Source organism: Microbacterium sp. T3-8 (genome assembly GCF_055398145.1).
Window position 1 is genome coordinate 2,527,395 of sequence record NZ_AP027918.1, and the last position, 15,003, is coordinate 2,542,397.

At 70.3% G+C, this 15,003-nt stretch carries 12 protein-coding genes and 1 riboswitch; of the genes, 1 reads left to right on the forward strand and 11 read right to left on the reverse strand.

Annotated elements, in window-relative coordinates:
* Positions 1-131: 131 nt before the first annotated feature.
* The 3 genes from ACZ5Y9_RS12085 to ACZ5Y9_RS12095 form a co-directional block, all read right to left on the reverse strand.
* Entirely contained in the window at positions 132-2,288 is a 2,157-nt protein-coding gene (locus ACZ5Y9_RS12085) for a bifunctional hydroxymethylpyrimidine kinase/phosphomethylpyrimidine kinase (RefSeq protein ID WP_464471438.1), read from the reverse strand.
* The gene (thiM, locus tag ACZ5Y9_RS12090) at positions 2,285-3,133 is read right to left on the reverse strand and encodes a hydroxyethylthiazole kinase (RefSeq protein ID WP_464471439.1); all 849 of its coding nucleotides are present in this window, start codon (positions 3,131-3,133) and stop codon (positions 2,285-2,287) included. Before thiM ends, ACZ5Y9_RS12085 begins: the two co-directional genes overlap by 4 nt.
* A riboswitch (TPP riboswitch) is annotated at positions 3,124-3,217 on the reverse strand. (Overlaps the previous gene by 10 nt.)
* A 7-nt stretch (positions 3,218-3,224) precedes the next feature.
* Complete coding sequence (locus tag ACZ5Y9_RS12095; RefSeq protein ID WP_464471440.1) at positions 3,225-4,205, reverse strand: NAD-dependent epimerase/dehydratase family protein; 981 nt, start codon at positions 4,203-4,205, stop codon at positions 3,225-3,227.
* Positions 4,206-4,289: 84 nt separating this feature from the next.
* On the opposite strand from ACZ5Y9_RS12095, the gene ACZ5Y9_RS12100 reads away from it, so the two are divergent.
* Positions 4,290-5,432, forward strand: coding sequence for an AAA family ATPase (locus ACZ5Y9_RS12100; protein WP_464471441.1), 1,143 nt, complete (start codon positions 4,290-4,292; stop codon positions 5,430-5,432).
* 48 nt (positions 5,433-5,480) lie between these two features.
* On the opposite strand, the gene pheT is transcribed toward ACZ5Y9_RS12100, so the two are convergent.
* The 8 genes from pheT to ACZ5Y9_RS12140 form a co-directional block, all read right to left on the reverse strand.
* On the reverse strand, positions 5,481-7,985 hold the full coding sequence (pheT, locus tag ACZ5Y9_RS12105; protein WP_464471442.1) for a phenylalanine--tRNA ligase subunit beta: 2,505 nt from the start codon (positions 7,983-7,985) through the stop codon (positions 5,481-5,483).
* Positions 7,985-9,025 carry a phenylalanine--tRNA ligase subunit alpha gene (gene pheS, locus ACZ5Y9_RS12110; RefSeq protein ID WP_464471443.1) on the reverse strand — a complete coding sequence of 347 codons (1,041 nt, stop codon included), beginning with the start codon at positions 9,023-9,025 and terminating at the stop codon, positions 7,985-7,987. Before pheS ends, pheT begins: the two co-directional genes overlap by 1 nt.
* Positions 9,026-9,077: 52 nt before the next feature.
* On the reverse strand, positions 9,078-9,995 hold the full coding sequence (locus tag ACZ5Y9_RS12115) for an amino acid ABC transporter permease (RefSeq protein ID WP_464471444.1): 918 nt from the start codon (positions 9,993-9,995) through the stop codon (positions 9,078-9,080).
* A complete protein-coding gene (locus tag ACZ5Y9_RS12120) occupies positions 9,992-10,639 on the reverse strand; it encodes an amino acid ABC transporter permease (protein ID WP_247625348.1) in 648 nt (215 codons plus the stop codon). The genes ACZ5Y9_RS12115 and ACZ5Y9_RS12120 overlap by 4 nt, the downstream gene beginning before the upstream one ends.
* Before the next feature lie 80 nt (positions 10,640-10,719).
* On the reverse strand, positions 10,720-11,637 hold the full coding sequence (locus ACZ5Y9_RS12125; RefSeq protein WP_247625347.1) for a glutamate ABC transporter substrate-binding protein: 918 nt from the start codon (positions 11,635-11,637) through the stop codon (positions 10,720-10,722).
* 42 nt (positions 11,638-11,679) lie between these two features.
* Positions 11,680-12,426, reverse strand: coding sequence for an amino acid ABC transporter ATP-binding protein (locus ACZ5Y9_RS12130; protein WP_247625346.1), 747 nt, complete (start codon positions 12,424-12,426; stop codon positions 11,680-11,682).
* Between the two features lie 225 nt (positions 12,427-12,651).
* Complete coding sequence (locus ACZ5Y9_RS12135) at positions 12,652-13,629, reverse strand: TAXI family TRAP transporter solute-binding subunit (RefSeq protein ID WP_464471445.1); 978 nt, start codon at positions 13,627-13,629, stop codon at positions 12,652-12,654.
* Positions 13,626-15,002 (reverse strand): sensor histidine kinase, encoded by a 1,377-nt coding sequence (locus ACZ5Y9_RS12140; RefSeq protein ID WP_404598561.1) that lies wholly within the window; start codon positions 15,000-15,002, stop codon positions 13,626-13,628. The genes ACZ5Y9_RS12135 and ACZ5Y9_RS12140 overlap by 4 nt, the downstream gene beginning before the upstream one ends.
* Position 15,003 lies beyond the last annotated feature (1 nt).

Genomic DNA, 15,003 nt, shown 5'->3' on the forward strand with positions numbered 1-15,003 from the left:
CGGGGTCGCCTAACGTCGGCGGTCGCGGCGTCGGCGCACCGGAGCGGCGCTCGGGACGAGCGTCGAGACAGCGGAAGCGGCCGAAGGCATGTCGCGACGATAGCGCGCCCTCGACGGCATCCGCAAATCCGTCACGTCACCGAGTCGCCGCCCCGCTCCCCCGGGGCACGGAAGAACGCCTGCTCGTGAACGCTGGAGCGTTCGAACGCACGCCGCATGCGCGCGCGGGTCTCGTCATCCGCCGCGGCCGCCGCCCGGGTGACGAACGCGATCGCCCGGGCGGTCGCCTCGGCGAAGGCGGGGTCGGCATACGTCGCGAGCCACGTGGTGTACGGATGCTCCGGGTCTCGGGCGCGCTCCCCGAACTCCCCCGCGTGCAGACGCTCGCCGAGGTCCGTGTAGAGCCAGAAGCACGGCAGCACGGCGGCGATCAGCTCGGGATAGTCACCCCCGAACGCCACGGATCGCAGGTGGTCGAGGTATGCGGTTGTCGTCGGCGAGGCGTCCGCGGCGAACGTGGCCGCCGCCACCCCCTGCGCCGGTGTCAACCAGGAGGCGTGCACTTCGAGCTCACCCAGGATCGACCCGCGGGCCGATTCCGCCCAGAACGCCTGCTCGTCCGGGGTGGGTGCGAGTCGGGCGGCATCGGCGAGGACGCGCGCATAGTCACGGAGATACAGCGCGTCCTGCGCGAGGTAGAAGAGGAAGTCCTCCGTGGGGAGGGAACCGTCGGCGAGTCCGCGGACGAACGGGAGGCCGTCGATGCCCGCCCGGATCCCGGCGATGCCCTGCCACCAGTCCTCGGCGACCTCCTCCGGGAGCGGTCGCGTGCCCGCACCGCCCCGCGCCCAGAGCCCCGCGAAGTGATGCACCGGGCCGTGACCGCCACCGACGTGCAGGGCACCGCTCTCCCGCAGCGACTCGCGCAGCCAGCTCCGCGCAGCGCGCACCGCCTCGGTGAGGTCGTCTCCGCGGGCGAGTCGTGTCGCGAGGGCGGAGGACAGAGAGCATCCCGTGCCGTGGGTGTTCGCCGTCGCGATGCGACCGCCGCCGAACTCCTCCCGTGAGCCGGATCGCACGTCGATGATCGCGTCCGGAGCCTGATCGCCGGGGAGGTGACCGCCCTTCACCAGCACCGCCGTGCCGTACTCGGTCGACAGCTCCTCGGCTGCGGCGAGCGCCGCGGGCCATCCCTCGACCTCCCGGCGGGTGAGGACGGCGAGTTCCGCGAGGTTCGGGGTGACGAGATGCGCGCGGTGCAGCAGCGAGGCCAGAGCGTCCTCGGCATCCGCGTCGAGCAGACGATCCCCGCTCGTCGACACCATCACGGGGTCGAGCACCACGATCGGCGGGCGCACCCGATTCAGCCACGCACTCACGACGCGCACGGCCTCGACGTTCGCGAGCATCCCGATCTTGACGGCGTCGATCACGATGTCGTCCGACAGCGCCTCCAGCTGCGCCGAGAGGAACGCGGCATCCGGCACGTGCACATCGCGCACGCCGCGCGTGTTCTGCACGGTGAGCGCGGCGATCGCCGCCATCCCGTATCCGCCGTTCGCCGCGATCGACTTGAGGTCGGCCTGGATCCCCGCACCGCCGGAGGGATCGCTGCCGGCGATACTCAGCACCCGTGGCACCGCGCCCCGCCGCCACCGCGCGCGGAACTCGGAGGCCGCGGCACGCGGATCCGGCGAGACGCAGAGCGCGGAGACGACGGCGAGCCCAGCGGCGCCGGCGGACTGCAGATCCTCGGTGTCGTCGATGCCGACGCCGCCGATCGCGACGCAGGGAAGGGCGGTGGCCCGGGCGAACGCCCGGAACCCCTCGATCCCGAGAGCCGGCGGGTGGTCGGGCTTGGTCGCCGTCGGGCGGATGACTCCCACCCCGAGGTAGTCGACCGTGCCCTCGGGCAATGCGTGGAGCGCAGCGAGATGGGCCGCGCTGTTCGCCGTGAGCCCGATCAGCGCGTCGGGTCCCAGCACCGCACGCGCGTGGAGCACCGACTCGTCGCCCTGACCGAGATGCACCCCGTCGACTCGGGCGCCCTGCGCGCGTGCATCGAGAGCCGCCTCCAGACGGTCGTTCACCACGAGGAGCGCTCGCCCATCGATCACGCGCGAAAGCTCGACCAGGCGAGCGACCACGTCGGAGTGCTCGGCATCCTTCTCGCGGAGCTGGACGATGCGCACGCCACCGTCGACCGCCTCCCGCACGGTCTCGACGACGCCGCGTGCACCGCACAGGGCGGCGTCCGTCACGAGGTACAGGGAGAGATCCGCGATCACCGCGCTCCCTCCTCGACGTGCGCGCGAGCGATGACCTCTGCCGGCTCGACGGCGGCGAGCGCGTCCAGCAGGGCGACGGCGAAGCTGCCCGGCCCCGGCGCCGACGCCGCCGCATCCTCCGCGGCGATCGTGTAGACGAGAGAAGCCCCGGCGACGGCATCCAGCGCTCCGGTGCCGGTCGCCCTGGCGGTGCCGAGGAACGCCGCCATCACCGCCCCGAGTGCGCATCCTCCTCCGGTCACGCGCGTCAGGAGCGCGTCACCGTTCGACAGCCGGAGAACCCGCTCGCCGTCGGTCAGCAGATCGACGGCGCCCGAGACGGCGACGATGCTGCCATGGCGACGAGCGAGGTGTCGGGCCGCGTCGAGTGCGGCTTCGGTGCCGTCGGTGGCATCGACCCCGCGTCCGCCCGTGCTCATACCCGCCAGCGCGAGGATCTCCGACGCGTTGCCGCGGATGGCCGTCGGCCGACGCTCGGCGAGCTCGCCCGCCAGGGAGGTGCGCACCGGGAGCACACCGATCGCGACAGGATCGAGCACCCAGGGAGTGCCGGCGAGGGTCGCCGCCTCGACCGCCTCGAGGCTCGCCGCGCGCTGTTCCGGGGTCGGGGTGCCGAGGTTCACGAGCAGCCCGGAGGCCGCACCCGCGAACATCCCCGCCTCGCCCACGATGTCGACCATCGCCGGCGCGGCTCCGACCGCGAGCAGCACGTTGGCGGTGAATCCGGTGACGACCGCGTTGGTGATGCACTGGGTCAACGGCGCAGCCGTGCGCAGCGCTTCGAGCAGTTGGGCCGCGGACTGCGCGGTCGAGGGGGCGGACGATGGACGCAGAAGATCGCTCATTGCGACATCCCTTCGCTAGTACGAACTAGATCAGGTTCGACGGGTGTGATCTCAGCCGCGGATGCGGCACCCCGTGTCACTCGCCCAGAGTCTAGCGAAGCGACCGTGATCGGCCGCCGAGCTCGGCGAGGAGATCCGCCTCTTCCGCGCGGCTGAGCCCGGCTCGGCGCGGACGATCCACACCGCGCACGAGCTCGTCGGCCACGACCCGCGCGGCCGTCGTGTCGAGCGGGCTCAGCGCGCCTCCCGTCGCGAGGAACCTCTCGTTGCGACGGGTCATGAATCCGGTCGTGTCGGCCGGCAACCAGAGCGGCAACGAGCGCACGCCCATCCAGTACTCCACGCTGCGCGCGCGCAACCACTCCTCGCTCGCCTCGCGCACGCCGCCGGTGTGTCCGGCGGCACCGCGCACGATCTCGAGCATGTCGGCGAGCGGGATGCCGTCGCCGACCGCGTTCACCGCGCCGACGGCTCGCGAGGAGGCGACGTACGCGGCGAGGTCGTCGACGTCGACGATCTGCGCGGTCCGGCCGGCCAGGGGCGGCACCAGCACCTGTCGCTCCCCCGCCCGTGCGAACGCCGCCGCCCAGTAACCGAAGCGGTCGCTCGGGTCGCCCTCGCCCACGATCAGACCGGGTCGCACGATCAGCGCCCGATCGCCCAGTGCGGCGACGGCATCCTCCGCCGCCGCCTTCTGCGCACCGTAGTCGGCATCCTCCGCGCGGGAGGACGGATGCCGTGGCGCGCTCTCGTCGGCGCCCACCGTCTCGTCGTCGGCGTACACCGAGACGGACGACACGAAGGTCCAGCGGGCGGCGCGGTCTCCGAGCTCGTCGACGGCCCGGGCGACCTGGAGCGCCGAGGACGAGACGTCGACCACGAGGTCCCATTCGCCGTCGAGCGCCGCGTACGGATCGGCGCCGGTCCGGTCCCCGACCACGAGCGTCGCCCCCGGCGGCACCGGGCGGGTCCCCCGCGCGAGGCAGGTCACGGCGGCGCCCTCGTCGAGGAGGCGGCGGGCGATCCGGCTCGACAGCCATCCGGTGCCGCCGAGAATCAGAGCCTTCGTCATGACACCAGCACACCAGGATCGGCGCGCCGACGGAAGCGCATCCGCTCAGAGCAGAGTGTCGGATGCGCCTGACACGATGGGGCCATGCTCACGACCCTCGCCGTTTCCGGCTATCGCTCGCTCGTCGACGTCGTCGTGCCGCTCGATCCGCTCACCGTGATCACGGGGGCGAACGGCACGGGCAAGTCGAACCTCTACCGCGCGTTGCGCCTGCTCGCAGCGACCGGCCACGGCCGCGCGGTCGCCGCCGTCGCACGGGAGGGAGGCCTCGACAGCGTGCTGTGGGCGGGCCCCGAGACGCCGCAGGGTGAGGGAGCCCAGGGCACACGGCGTACCCGACCGATCTCGGTGCGCCTCGGCATCGCCGCCGACGAGGTCGGGTACCTCATCGACCTGGGCCTGCCGCAGACCGACGCGCGCAGCCTCTTCACGCGCGACCCGGAGATCAAACGCGAACAGTTGTTCAGCGGCACGTTCGCGCGGCCGGGAACGCTGTTCGTCGATCGTCAGCGCGGCGGCGTGCGGGTGCGGGGCGACGACGGTTGGGAGTCGGTGGATCAGCCGATGGGACCGGGGCAGAGCGTGCTGCTCGACCTCGTCGACGGCACCGCGCGGTGGGAGACGGCATCCTTGCGCTCCCGGATCGCCAGCTGGCGCTTCTACGACCACTTCCGCACCGACGCGTCCGCCCCCGCGCGACAGCCGCAGGTCGGAACCCGCACGCGCTGGCTGAGCGACGACGGCTCCGACCTCGCCGCCGTGTGGGCGACGACGACGGAAGCCGGACGCGGCGCTCCGCTCGACGAGGCCGTCGACCGCGCCTTCCCGGGATCACGCGTGCAGATATCCGTCACCGACGGCTCGTTCCGGTTGCAGCTGCGGCAACCCGGGTTGCTGCGTCCGCTCGACGCCGCCGAACTCTCCGACGGCACGCTCAGATACCTGCTGTGGTGCGCGGCACTGCTCCCCGCCGACCCGCCGCCGCTCCTCGTCGTCAATGAGCCCGAGTCGAGCCTGCACGAGAGCCTCATCGACCCTCTCGGCTCGTTGCTCGCTCATGCGGCGGCCCAGACGCAGGTGATCGTCGTCACCCACTCGGCACCCCTCCGCCGCGCACTCGCCGAGGCGGGCGGGTCGGTCGTCGAGCTCGAGTCGAACGGCTACGGAACCCGTGTGCGCGATCAGCTGCCGCTCGAGCGTCCGAGCTGGCACTGGCCGTCGCGCTAGCGGTAACGCTGCGCGACGGCCAGTGCCTGCGAGGAGATCGGGTGGGACTCAGTCGCGGAGAGCCGCCCCGAAGCGCTCGGCGGCGACGGCGACGCCCGCGAGCTTGGCTTCACTGGCCTCGGCCGCCGTGAGAGTGCGATCGTCGGCGCGGAAACGCAGGGCGAAACTCAGGCTCTTCGAACCCGAAGGAACGCCCTCACCGCGGTAGTCGTCGACCAGGCGCACTGATTCGAGGAGTGCACCCGCGCCCTCGGCGAGTGCTGCCTCGACATCCGCGGCCGGAACCTCGATCGACACAGCGAGCGAGACGTCCTGCGTCGCGGCGGGGAACGTCGAGAGCGATGCGGCGACGATGCGCTCACCCGCGAGGGAGAGCACGAGATCGAGATCGACCTCGAGCACGGTCGCTCGCCCCGGGAGGTCCGCATCCGCGGTGACAGCGGGGTGGAGTTCGCCGACGTAGCCGACGACCCGATCCGCGACGCGCAGGTCGCCCGTGCGCCCCGGGTGGAGGGCGGCACGCGTGCTCTGCATGACATCGATCTCGACGCCTGCGGCCGTCGCGATCACGCGCACGGCGTCGAGAGCATCCGAGAGCCCGGCCGCCTCGGCCGGACGTCCCGGCTGGCGCGGGGTCGCGTTCCCGGTCAGGAGAGCGGCGAGGAAGCGGTTCTGCGGCGGGATCGATGCGTTCAGCTCGGCGAGGGTCTCCTCCGAGGGGCGCTCCCCGAGAGGCGGAACCTCATCCGTGCCGTAGGTCGTCCCGGCTTCGGGCAGGAACACCGCACCCGTGTCGAAGATCGCGAGGTCGGTGAGTCCGCGTGAGATGTTGCGGTGCGCCGTCTGGAGCAGCCCCGGCACCAGCGAGCGTCGCAGGAACGGCGCCTGGCCGTCGAGCGGGTTCGCCAGCCGGATGCTGGGCAGGTGCTCCCCCGTCGCCGATCCGTGGAGGTCGTTCTGCGCCTCGGTCGTGAACGGGAAGGCGGGGGTCTCGACGAAGCCCGCGGACGCCAGGGCGTTCGCCACCCGGCGGCGGCCCTGCTGGTGCGCAGTGAGTCCGCGGCCCGACGGCGGCGTGGGAAGCACCGAGGGGATGCGGTCGAGGCCGTGGATACGGGCGACCTCTTCGGCGAGCGTCCACTTGTCGGTCAGATCGGGACGCCAGGTCGGAGGGATGACGGTCCACCCGTCGTCGGCAGCGGTCACCTCCGCACCGATCGTGGTGAGGGCACCGGTGATCTCGGCCTCGGTGTAGTCGACGCCGATCAGGCCCTCGACGAAGCCTGCGGGCAGGTCGATCTCGCCGACGAAGACCTCGGCGAAGAGCGCGCCCCCCTCGTCGGTGAGCGTACCGCCGGCCAGCTCGACCATGAGGTCGGCCGCACGACGGGCCGCCACGAACGGGATGAGCGGGTCGACGCCGCGCTCGAAGCGCTTGGACGCCTCGCTGGGCAGCTTGTGCCGGCGTGCGGTGCGCGCGATCGTGGTGGGATCGAACGACGCGGCCTCGATGAGGACGTCGGTCGTCGTGTCGCTCATCTCGGTCGTGCCGCCGCCCATGACGCCGGCGAGGCCGATGGGTCCGGATTCGTCGGTGATGAGCAGATCCTCGACGTGGAGCGTGCGCTCCTGGCCGTCGAGAGTCGTCATCTTCTCGCCCGCCCGAGCGCGGCGCACCGTGATGCCGCCCGTGAGCTTGTCGAGGTCGTAGCCGTGCAGCGGCTGGCCGAGTTCGAGCATGACGTAGTTCGTGATGTCGATCAGCACGCCGAGCGAGCGCATGCCCGCGAGCGAGAGCCGCGCGATCATCCAGGGAGGTGTCGGGCGGGACGGGTCGACCCCGCGGACGACCCGGGTCACGAACTCGCTCGCGCCCACACGTCCGCGCACGGGCGCCTGATCGTCGACGATCGCGACATGGCCGGTGCCCGGCTGCAGCTCGGCGAAGTCCCGCTCGGCCGGGTCGCGGAACTCCGCTCCCGTCGCGTGCGAGTACTCACGGGCCACACCGCGCAAGGAGAAGGCGTACCCGCGGTCGGGCGTGACGTTGATCTCGACCGCGACGTCGTCGAGCCCGAGGAGGGCGATCGCGTCGGCACCGACCGGGGCGTCGATCCCCAGGTCGGACAGCACGAGGATGCCGTTGTGCTCGTCACCGAGCCCGAGCTCCCGCGCCGAGGCGATCATGCCGTCCGACACGTGCCCGTAGGTCTTGCGGGCCGCGATCGGGAACGGGCCGGGCAGCACCGCGCCCGGGAGCGTCACGATGACCTTGTCTCCGGCGACGAAGTTGTGGGCGCCGCAGACGATGCCGCGCACGCCGCCGTTCGCCTCGCCGACGTCGACCTGGCACCAGTTGATGGTCTTGCCGTTGGACTGCGGTTCGCCCTCGAGCGAGACCACCTGTCCGACGACGACGGGACCCGTGATGTCGAAGCGGTGCACGTCCTCCTCTTCGAAGCCGACCGTCACCAGTGCCGCGAGGACGTCCTCGGGGGACGCATCCGCTGCCACATCGACGTACTCACGCAACCACGAAAGCGGGACGCGCATCACACCACCATCCCGTACTGCTCGCTGAATCGGACATCGCCCTCGGCCATGTCACGCATGTCCTGCACATCGCTGCGGAACATGAGTCCCCGCTCGATGCCCATGCCGAACGCGAAGCCGCTGTACACCTCGGGATCGATCCCGGCCGCACGCAGCACGTTCGGGTTGACCATGCCGCAGCCGCCCCACTCGATCCACCGTGCGCCGCCCTTGAAAGTGGGGTGCCACAGATCGAGCTCGGCGGAGGGCTCGGTGAAGGGGAAGTAGTTGGTGCGGAAGCGCATCTTGGCCTCGGGGCCGAACAGCTGCTTCGCGAAGTGGTCGAGCGTGCCCTTGAGGTGCGCCATCGTGATGCCCTTGTCGATCACGAGACCCTCGAACTGGGTGAACACCGGCAGGTGCGTCGCATCGAACTCGTCGGTTCGGTAGACGCGCCCGGGGCAGAGCACGTAGATCGGCACCTCGCGGTCGAGCATCGAGCGCACCTGGACGGGACTCGTGTGCGTGCGCATGACGAGGTGTCGCGAGGCGGGGTCGACGTAGAACGTGTCCTGCTCCTGGCGGGCGGGGTGGTCGACGTCGAAGTTGAGCGCGTCGAAGTTGAACCACTCGTGCTCGAGTTCGGGACCCTCCGCGATCTCCCATCCCATGCCCACGAAGATGTCGCAAACCTGGTCCTGGAGCAGGGAGAGCGGATGCCGCGCACCGACGCGCGTGCGCGACGGCACCGCCGTGATGTCGATGCGTTCGGCTTCGAGGCGCGCCGCGACCTCGGCGGCAGCGAGCTCGGCGTCCTTGGCGGCGAGCGCCTGCGTGACCTGACCGCGCCCCTGGCCGACGAGCTTGCCGAAGGCGGCCTTGTTCTCGGGGGCGACCTGACGCATCGAGGCGTTCAGGACGGCGAGGGGCGAACCGTCGGCCACGTGGGCGGCACGGGCCGCCTTGAGCTCGGCGGTGTCGGTCGCTGCGTTGATCGCTGCCAGGGCTGCGGCGACGGCTGCTTCGACCGCTTCCGGGGTGATTTCTGGAGTCTCGGACACGAGAAACGAGTCTACCGGCGCGGGGTGGCGGGATCGGACGATCCCGCCACCGTCATGCTCCGGGGGTCGCGCTTCGCCCGCTGTCGGTCCCGCGCTGCAGCGTGATCAGCTCGGTGTTCGTCTCACCGGCGTGCTGACGCGGGTCCGGAGCCGCATCTCCCGCCTTGGGCGAACGCTTGGTGCGACGCTGGAGGCGGAACGCGATGTAGGAGAGCACCAGGCAGACGGCGACGTACATGGAGCCGCCGACGATCGCCGCCGGGATGAGCGGGGAGCCGTAGGGCGCCTGGTTGCCGATCTGGTTGATGACGTACAGCAGCTCCTGGTACGTGATGATGAACCCGAGAGCCGTGTCCTTCAGCGCGACGACGAGCTGCGCGATGATCACGGGCATCATCGCTCGCACGGCCTGCGGCAGGAGGATGAACCACATCACTCCGCTCTTGCGGAGTCCGATCGCGTACCCGGCCTCCGCCTGCCCGCGCGGCAGCGACTCGACACCGGCGCGCAGCACCTCGGCGAGCACCGAGCCGTTGTAGACGATGAGCGCGATCACGACCGCGAAGTAGGGCGACATCTTGATGCCGACGACGGGGAGGCCGTAGTACAGCAGCATCATGAGGACGAGCACGGGGACGGCGCGCAGCACCTCGATGATCCACCGGACCGGTTCCCGGACCCAGGCGTGCTCGGAGAGACGCCCGATGCCCAGGACGAAGCCGAGGACGAGCGAGCCGACGCCGGCCGCGGCGAAGGCGGCGAGCGTGCTGAGAAGCCCCTCGCCGAAGCGGACCCAGACCGCGGAGTAGGAGAAGATGTTCCACTTCTCCGCCGAGAACTGCCCGGTGGCGAAGAGCCGCCACACGACCCAGCCGAGCACGGCGAGCACCACGAGCACGGTCGCGACTCCGATGAGTCTGTTGCGCGCGATGGCGCGGGGACCGGGGACGTCGAAAAGAACGGAACTCATCGCGAGATCCTCCACTTGTTCTCGAGCACTCGCTGGACCCAGGCGAGCAGCAGCACCAGCACGACGAAGATGACCATGACCCACAGCAGCACGACCAGGGCGCTCTCGCCGCGCTCGCTGAGTGCGGCGCGGATCGTGCCCAGGTTGACGACGGAGAAGCCCGCCGCGACGGTCGTGTTCTTCATGAGGGCGATGAGCACGCTCATCATCGGGGGGACGACGGATCGGGTCGCCTGCGGCAGCACGACGTAGCGCATGACCTGGCCGAAGTTCAGGCCGATCGCCCGGGCGGCCTCAGCCTGCCCGACGGGCACCGTGTTGATGCCGGCGCGCAACGCCTCCGCGACGTAGGTGGCCGTGTAGAGACCGAGGGCGATGACCGCGAGCAGGAGGGAATTGACGCGTTCGCCGAGAAGGATCGGCAGGCAGAACGCGAAGAAGAACATGACCAGGGTCAACGGGGTGTTGCGGATCCAGTTCACGTAGACGCCGCCGACCGCGCGGGCGATCGGGACCGGGGACACTCTGGCCGCGCCGACGATCAGTCCGAGGACGATCGCGATGAGACCTCCACCCAGGAACAGCGCGATCGTTCCCCACAGCGCTTCCCCCCAGAGATCGAGGTGGTCGGTGATGACTCCCACTGGTGCTCCTGTCGATTCGAATTGGCGCGACGCTCTGCCGATGGGCGGGGCGGCCGAGGATATCGGCCGCCCCGCTCGGATCAGCTGATCGGGTCGACCTCGGGCTGGGTCGCCTTGACTCCGGAGGCTCCGAGGTTGTTCTCGAAGATCTGCTCCCAGACGTCGCCGCCGTCGGTCAGCTGCGTGTTGAAGTACTCGACGAGTGCGGTGTCATCCTTCGCCACACCGATGCCGTAGCGCTCCTCGCTGAAGGGCTCGCCGACGACCTTGAGGTTGTCGGGGTCCTGAGCCGCGTAGCCGATGAGGATCGCCTCGTCGGTCGTGACGGCGTCCACCTGGCCGTTCTTGAGGTCCTCGACGCACTTGGAGTAGGTGTCGTACTCCTTGGTGGGAACCTCGGGGTAGTTGGTGTTGATGTTCTGGATGGGCGTGGAGCCCGTGGCCGAGCACACCGTGGTCGAGGAGTCGAGGTCGTCGACGCTCTCGATGTCGCTGTCGGCCCCGACGAGGAGGCCCTGGCCCGTCACGAAGTACGGACCGGCGAAGGAGATCTGCTCCTTGCGCTTGTCGGTGATCGAGTAGGTGCCGACGTAGTAGTCGATGTCACCGTTCACGATCGCCTGCTCGCGGTTCGCCGAGGCGATCGCCTGGAACTCGATCTTCTCGGGGTCGACCCCGAGGGATGCGGCCATCCAGCGTGCGATGTCGACGTCGAAACCGGTGCGCTCGCCCGTCACGGGGTCGAGGTAGCCGAGCCCGGGCTGGTCCTCCTTGACGCCGACCTTGATCGTCCCGCTGGACGAGATCCGGTCGAACGTCGGGCTGCCGTCGAGGCTGACATCGGTCGCCACCGTCCAGGGCGTGCTGCTCGAGGCGTCGCCGCCGTCGTCGCCGCCGCCGGTGCCCGTGCTCGACGGGGTTCCGCTGTTGCAGGCGGTGAGCGCGAGCAGCGCCACCGCCGCGATTCCGATACCTGCCAGTGTCCGTGTGCGTCGCATGTGCGTCTCCTTCGTGTGCTGTGGGTGCAGGGTCTGGGGTGATCAGTGGGTGAGGAGCTTCGAGAGGAAGTCCTTGGCGCGATCGCTCTTCGGATGGGTGAAGAACTCCTCGGGCGTGGCCTCTTCGACGATCCGACCGTCGGCCATGAAGACCACGCGGTCGGCCGCCTTGCGGGCGAAGCCCATCTCGTGGGTGACGACGATCATCGTCATGCCCTCGTGCGCGAGCTCGACCATGACGTCGAGCACCTCGTTGATCATCTCGGGGTCGAGCGCGCTGGTCGGCTCGTCGAACAGCATGACCTTCGGATGCATCGCCAGCGCTCGCGCGATCGCGACGCGCTGCTGCTGCCCGCCCGAGAGCTGGGCCGGAAGCTTGGACGCCTGCTTGGCGACGCCGACGCGCTCGAGCAGTTCCATCGCCTCGCGCTCGGCGTCGGCCTTCTTGAGGCCGCGCACCTTGATCGGGCCGAGGGTGACGTTCTCGAGGATCGTCAGGTGGGCGAACAGGTTGAACGACTGGAAGACCATGCCGACGTCGGCGCGGAGTTCGGCGAGCCCGCGTCCCTCGGCGGGCAGCGCCTTGCCGTCGATGCTGATGGTCCCGCTGGTGATCGTCTCGAGGCGGTTGATGGTGCGGCACAGGGTCGACTTGCCCGAGCCGGACGGGCCGATCACGACGACGACCTCGCCGGCGTTCACGGTGAGGTCGATATCGGTCAGAGCCTGGAACTCGCCGTAGTGCTTCTGCACGTTGTCGACCACGACAAGGGCTTTACCGGTGGTCATCTTTTCTCCAAACTCGCCAGGTCGTCGGCAGTGCTCGATCGGGGGTCGGCCCCGGTGGGTTCAGTCCTCGCGCCACCCGTCCCCACGGGCATCCGCGTTCATCGTCGAACGGTGCGCGACCGACCTCACGATCGCAGAGCCCCCGGGCGCTGTCAGACTTCTTGAGGATTTCTTGAGGGTCGTAACAAGGGCGTTACGCAGCGGTCCCCGAGGGGCGCGGCGCCGTCATCCGCGCTGATCGCGATAGAAGTCCACCGCTCCGGGATGGAGGTCCACGGGCACGGTGAAGATCGCCTGACGGCGGCTCAGGAGCGCCGCCGCGGGCACGTCCTCCGCCATGCGCGAGCGCGCGTCGAAGAGCACCGTGAGCACGTCCTTCACGACCGCATCCGGGGTCGCGGACGCGACGATCAGGTAGTTCGGAACGGCCATCGTCGGCACCGATTGCGCGATCCCGTAGGCGCCCGCGGGGAAGTCCGACGAACGGTACGCGTCGGAGTACCGTGCGTTGACGGCGTTGACCCAGTCCTGTTCGATCGGCAGCAACCGCAGGGGCAGCGAACCCGAGAGGTTCTCGATGCCGGGCGTCGGCAGCCCCCCGACCCAGAAGAACCCGTCGATCTCGCCGCTCTCGAGCGCGGCGATCGACTCGCGCAGATCCAGCTGCGGATTGTTCACCGAGCCGGCATCCACCCGGGCGGCGTCGAGGATGCGCGTGGCGATGACGTTGACGCCCGATCCGACGGCGCCCAGCGACACCGTCCGCCCGGTGAGATCGGTGATGCCGTCGATCTCGGAGTCCGCCCGCACGACGACGTGCACGTACTCGTCGTACAGGCGCGCCGCCGCCTGGATCGGGAGAGGCTCGTCGAACGCGCCGCGTCCGGCCACGGCATCCGCAGCCGCATCGCCCTGGGCGAAGCCGAGCAGCGCCTCGCCGGACGCGACCCTGCGCAGGTTGTCGACGGAGCCGTCCGTCTCCGTCACCTCGGCCGATACGCCGAGCGCGGTCGAGAGTTCCTCGGCGAAGTGCCCGCCGTAGTCGAAGTAGACCCCCGTCGTGCCTCCGCCGGCGATGACGGCCGTGCCCTCCGCCCACTCGCCCGCGCGCGGGCTGCACCCGCTCGCGCCGAGGACGACGACGGCGGCGCAGACCGCGGCAGCGGCACGGTGCGCGAGCCGGAGCATCCGATCCCTGGTCATTCGAACCCCCCGTTCGTGAGCACGAGCGACACCAGGAGACCCCCGCCGTCCGGCGACGACACGACCAGTTCGCCACCGATGGATGCGAGCAGATCGGTGGCGATCGCCAGCCCGAGTCCGGTACCCGGGGTGTCGTCGCTGTCGGCGCTGCGCCAGAATCTGTCGGTCGCGTACTCCACCTGATCCCCGGCGAGCCCCGGCCCGCGATCCCGCACGGTCAACCGACAGCGTTCGCCGTCGCGTTCCACCCCCAACTCGATCACCGAATCGGCCGGTGAGAACTTCACCGCGTTGTCGATGACCGCATCGAGTGCGCTCTCGACGATCGTGCGATCGGTGACGCACATGACGATCCCCTCCCCCGTGCGTCGGAAGCCGATGCCGCGGGGCCCCGCCACCTCGCGCCAGGCATCGCTACGACGCTCGACGAGCGTGGTGAGGTCGACCGCGGAGAACATCGAATCGGCGCGACCGCTGCGGGCGAGGTTCAACATGGTCTCCAGGATCCGAGCCATCCGGCGCCCTTCCTCGCGCGTCTCCTCGATGTCGTCCTTCCATTCGTCATCGAGCCCCGTCGCCAGGTGCTCGACGCGCAGCAGCAGGGCGTTGAGAGGATTGCGCAGTTCATGCGAGGCGTTCAACGCGAACTCCTGCTGGCGGGCGAGGCTGCGCTCGATCTCCTCGGCCATGCCGTTGAAGACCCTCGTCATCCGCCTCAGTTCGGGCGGCCCTGTGTCCTCCGCGACGCGCGCATCCATCTCACCGTGCTCGATCGCCACCATCGCATCGTCGAGCCGCCGCACGGGCGAGAGCACCCACCGGGCGAGTTGGAACACCAGGAGAACGCCCAGGGAGATCGAGACGAGGGCGACCCCGATCAGGATCAGCAGCTGCTGCAGGATCGCCGTGCGCGGAGCCTCCACCTCGGCCGAGATCATCACCGCGCCGATCACATCGCCGTCGTCGAACACCGGCTCGACCATCGTGGCGTCCGAGATGATCCAGGGGAAGAAGGCCTCCGGGGCCTCCGCGCGGCGGCCGGAGAGCGCGAGTCGCACCTGCTCGGCCTCCTCCTCGGAGAGCACCCCCGGCTCCGACTCGCTCGCCGCCCAGACGGATCCGGTGAGGTCGTACACCGCGATCTCGATCCCGTAGACCTGCTCGAACCTGCGCGCCTCGCCCTCGAACACCCCGGCAGCATCCGAGCGGAGCGCCTGCCGGGCCGTCGTGGCGAAGTAGCCGAGGTCACCGATCTGTTCGGTGTAGACCGCCTGCTGGATGCTGCGCGCGGCGCTCCATCCGGTCGCGCCGCCGAGGGAGAGGAGGATCGCGACCAGGGGCACCAGGAACACGATCACGAGCCGCTTGCGCACC

Coding starts and splice junctions, on each gene's coding strand:
- thiM (WP_464471439.1), bottom strand. CDS start 3,133: ATGAGCGATCTTCTGCGTCCATCGTCCGCCCCCTCGACCGCGCAGTCC.
- ACZ5Y9_RS12095 (WP_464471440.1), bottom strand. CDS start 4,205: ATGACGAAGGCTCTGATTCTCGGCGGCACCGGATGGCTGTCGAGCCGG.
- ACZ5Y9_RS12100 (WP_464471441.1), top strand. CDS start 4,290: ATGCTCACGACCCTCGCCGTTTCCGGCTATCGCTCGCTCGTCGACGTC.
- pheT (WP_464471442.1), bottom strand. CDS start 7,985: ATGCGCGTCCCGCTTTCGTGGTTGCGTGAGTACGTCGATGTGGCAGCG.
- ACZ5Y9_RS12115 (WP_464471444.1), bottom strand. CDS start 9,995: ATGAGTTCCGTTCTTTTCGACGTCCCCGGTCCCCGCGCCATCGCGCGC.
- ACZ5Y9_RS12125 (WP_247625347.1), bottom strand. CDS start 11,637: ATGCGACGCACACGGACACTGGCAGGTATCGGAATCGCGGCGGTGGCG.
- ACZ5Y9_RS12130 (WP_247625346.1), bottom strand. CDS start 12,426: ATGACCACCGGTAAAGCCCTTGTCGTGGTCGACAACGTGCAGAAGCAC.
- ACZ5Y9_RS12135 (WP_464471445.1), bottom strand. CDS start 13,629: ATGACCAGGGATCGGATGCTCCGGCTCGCGCACCGTGCCGCTGCCGCG.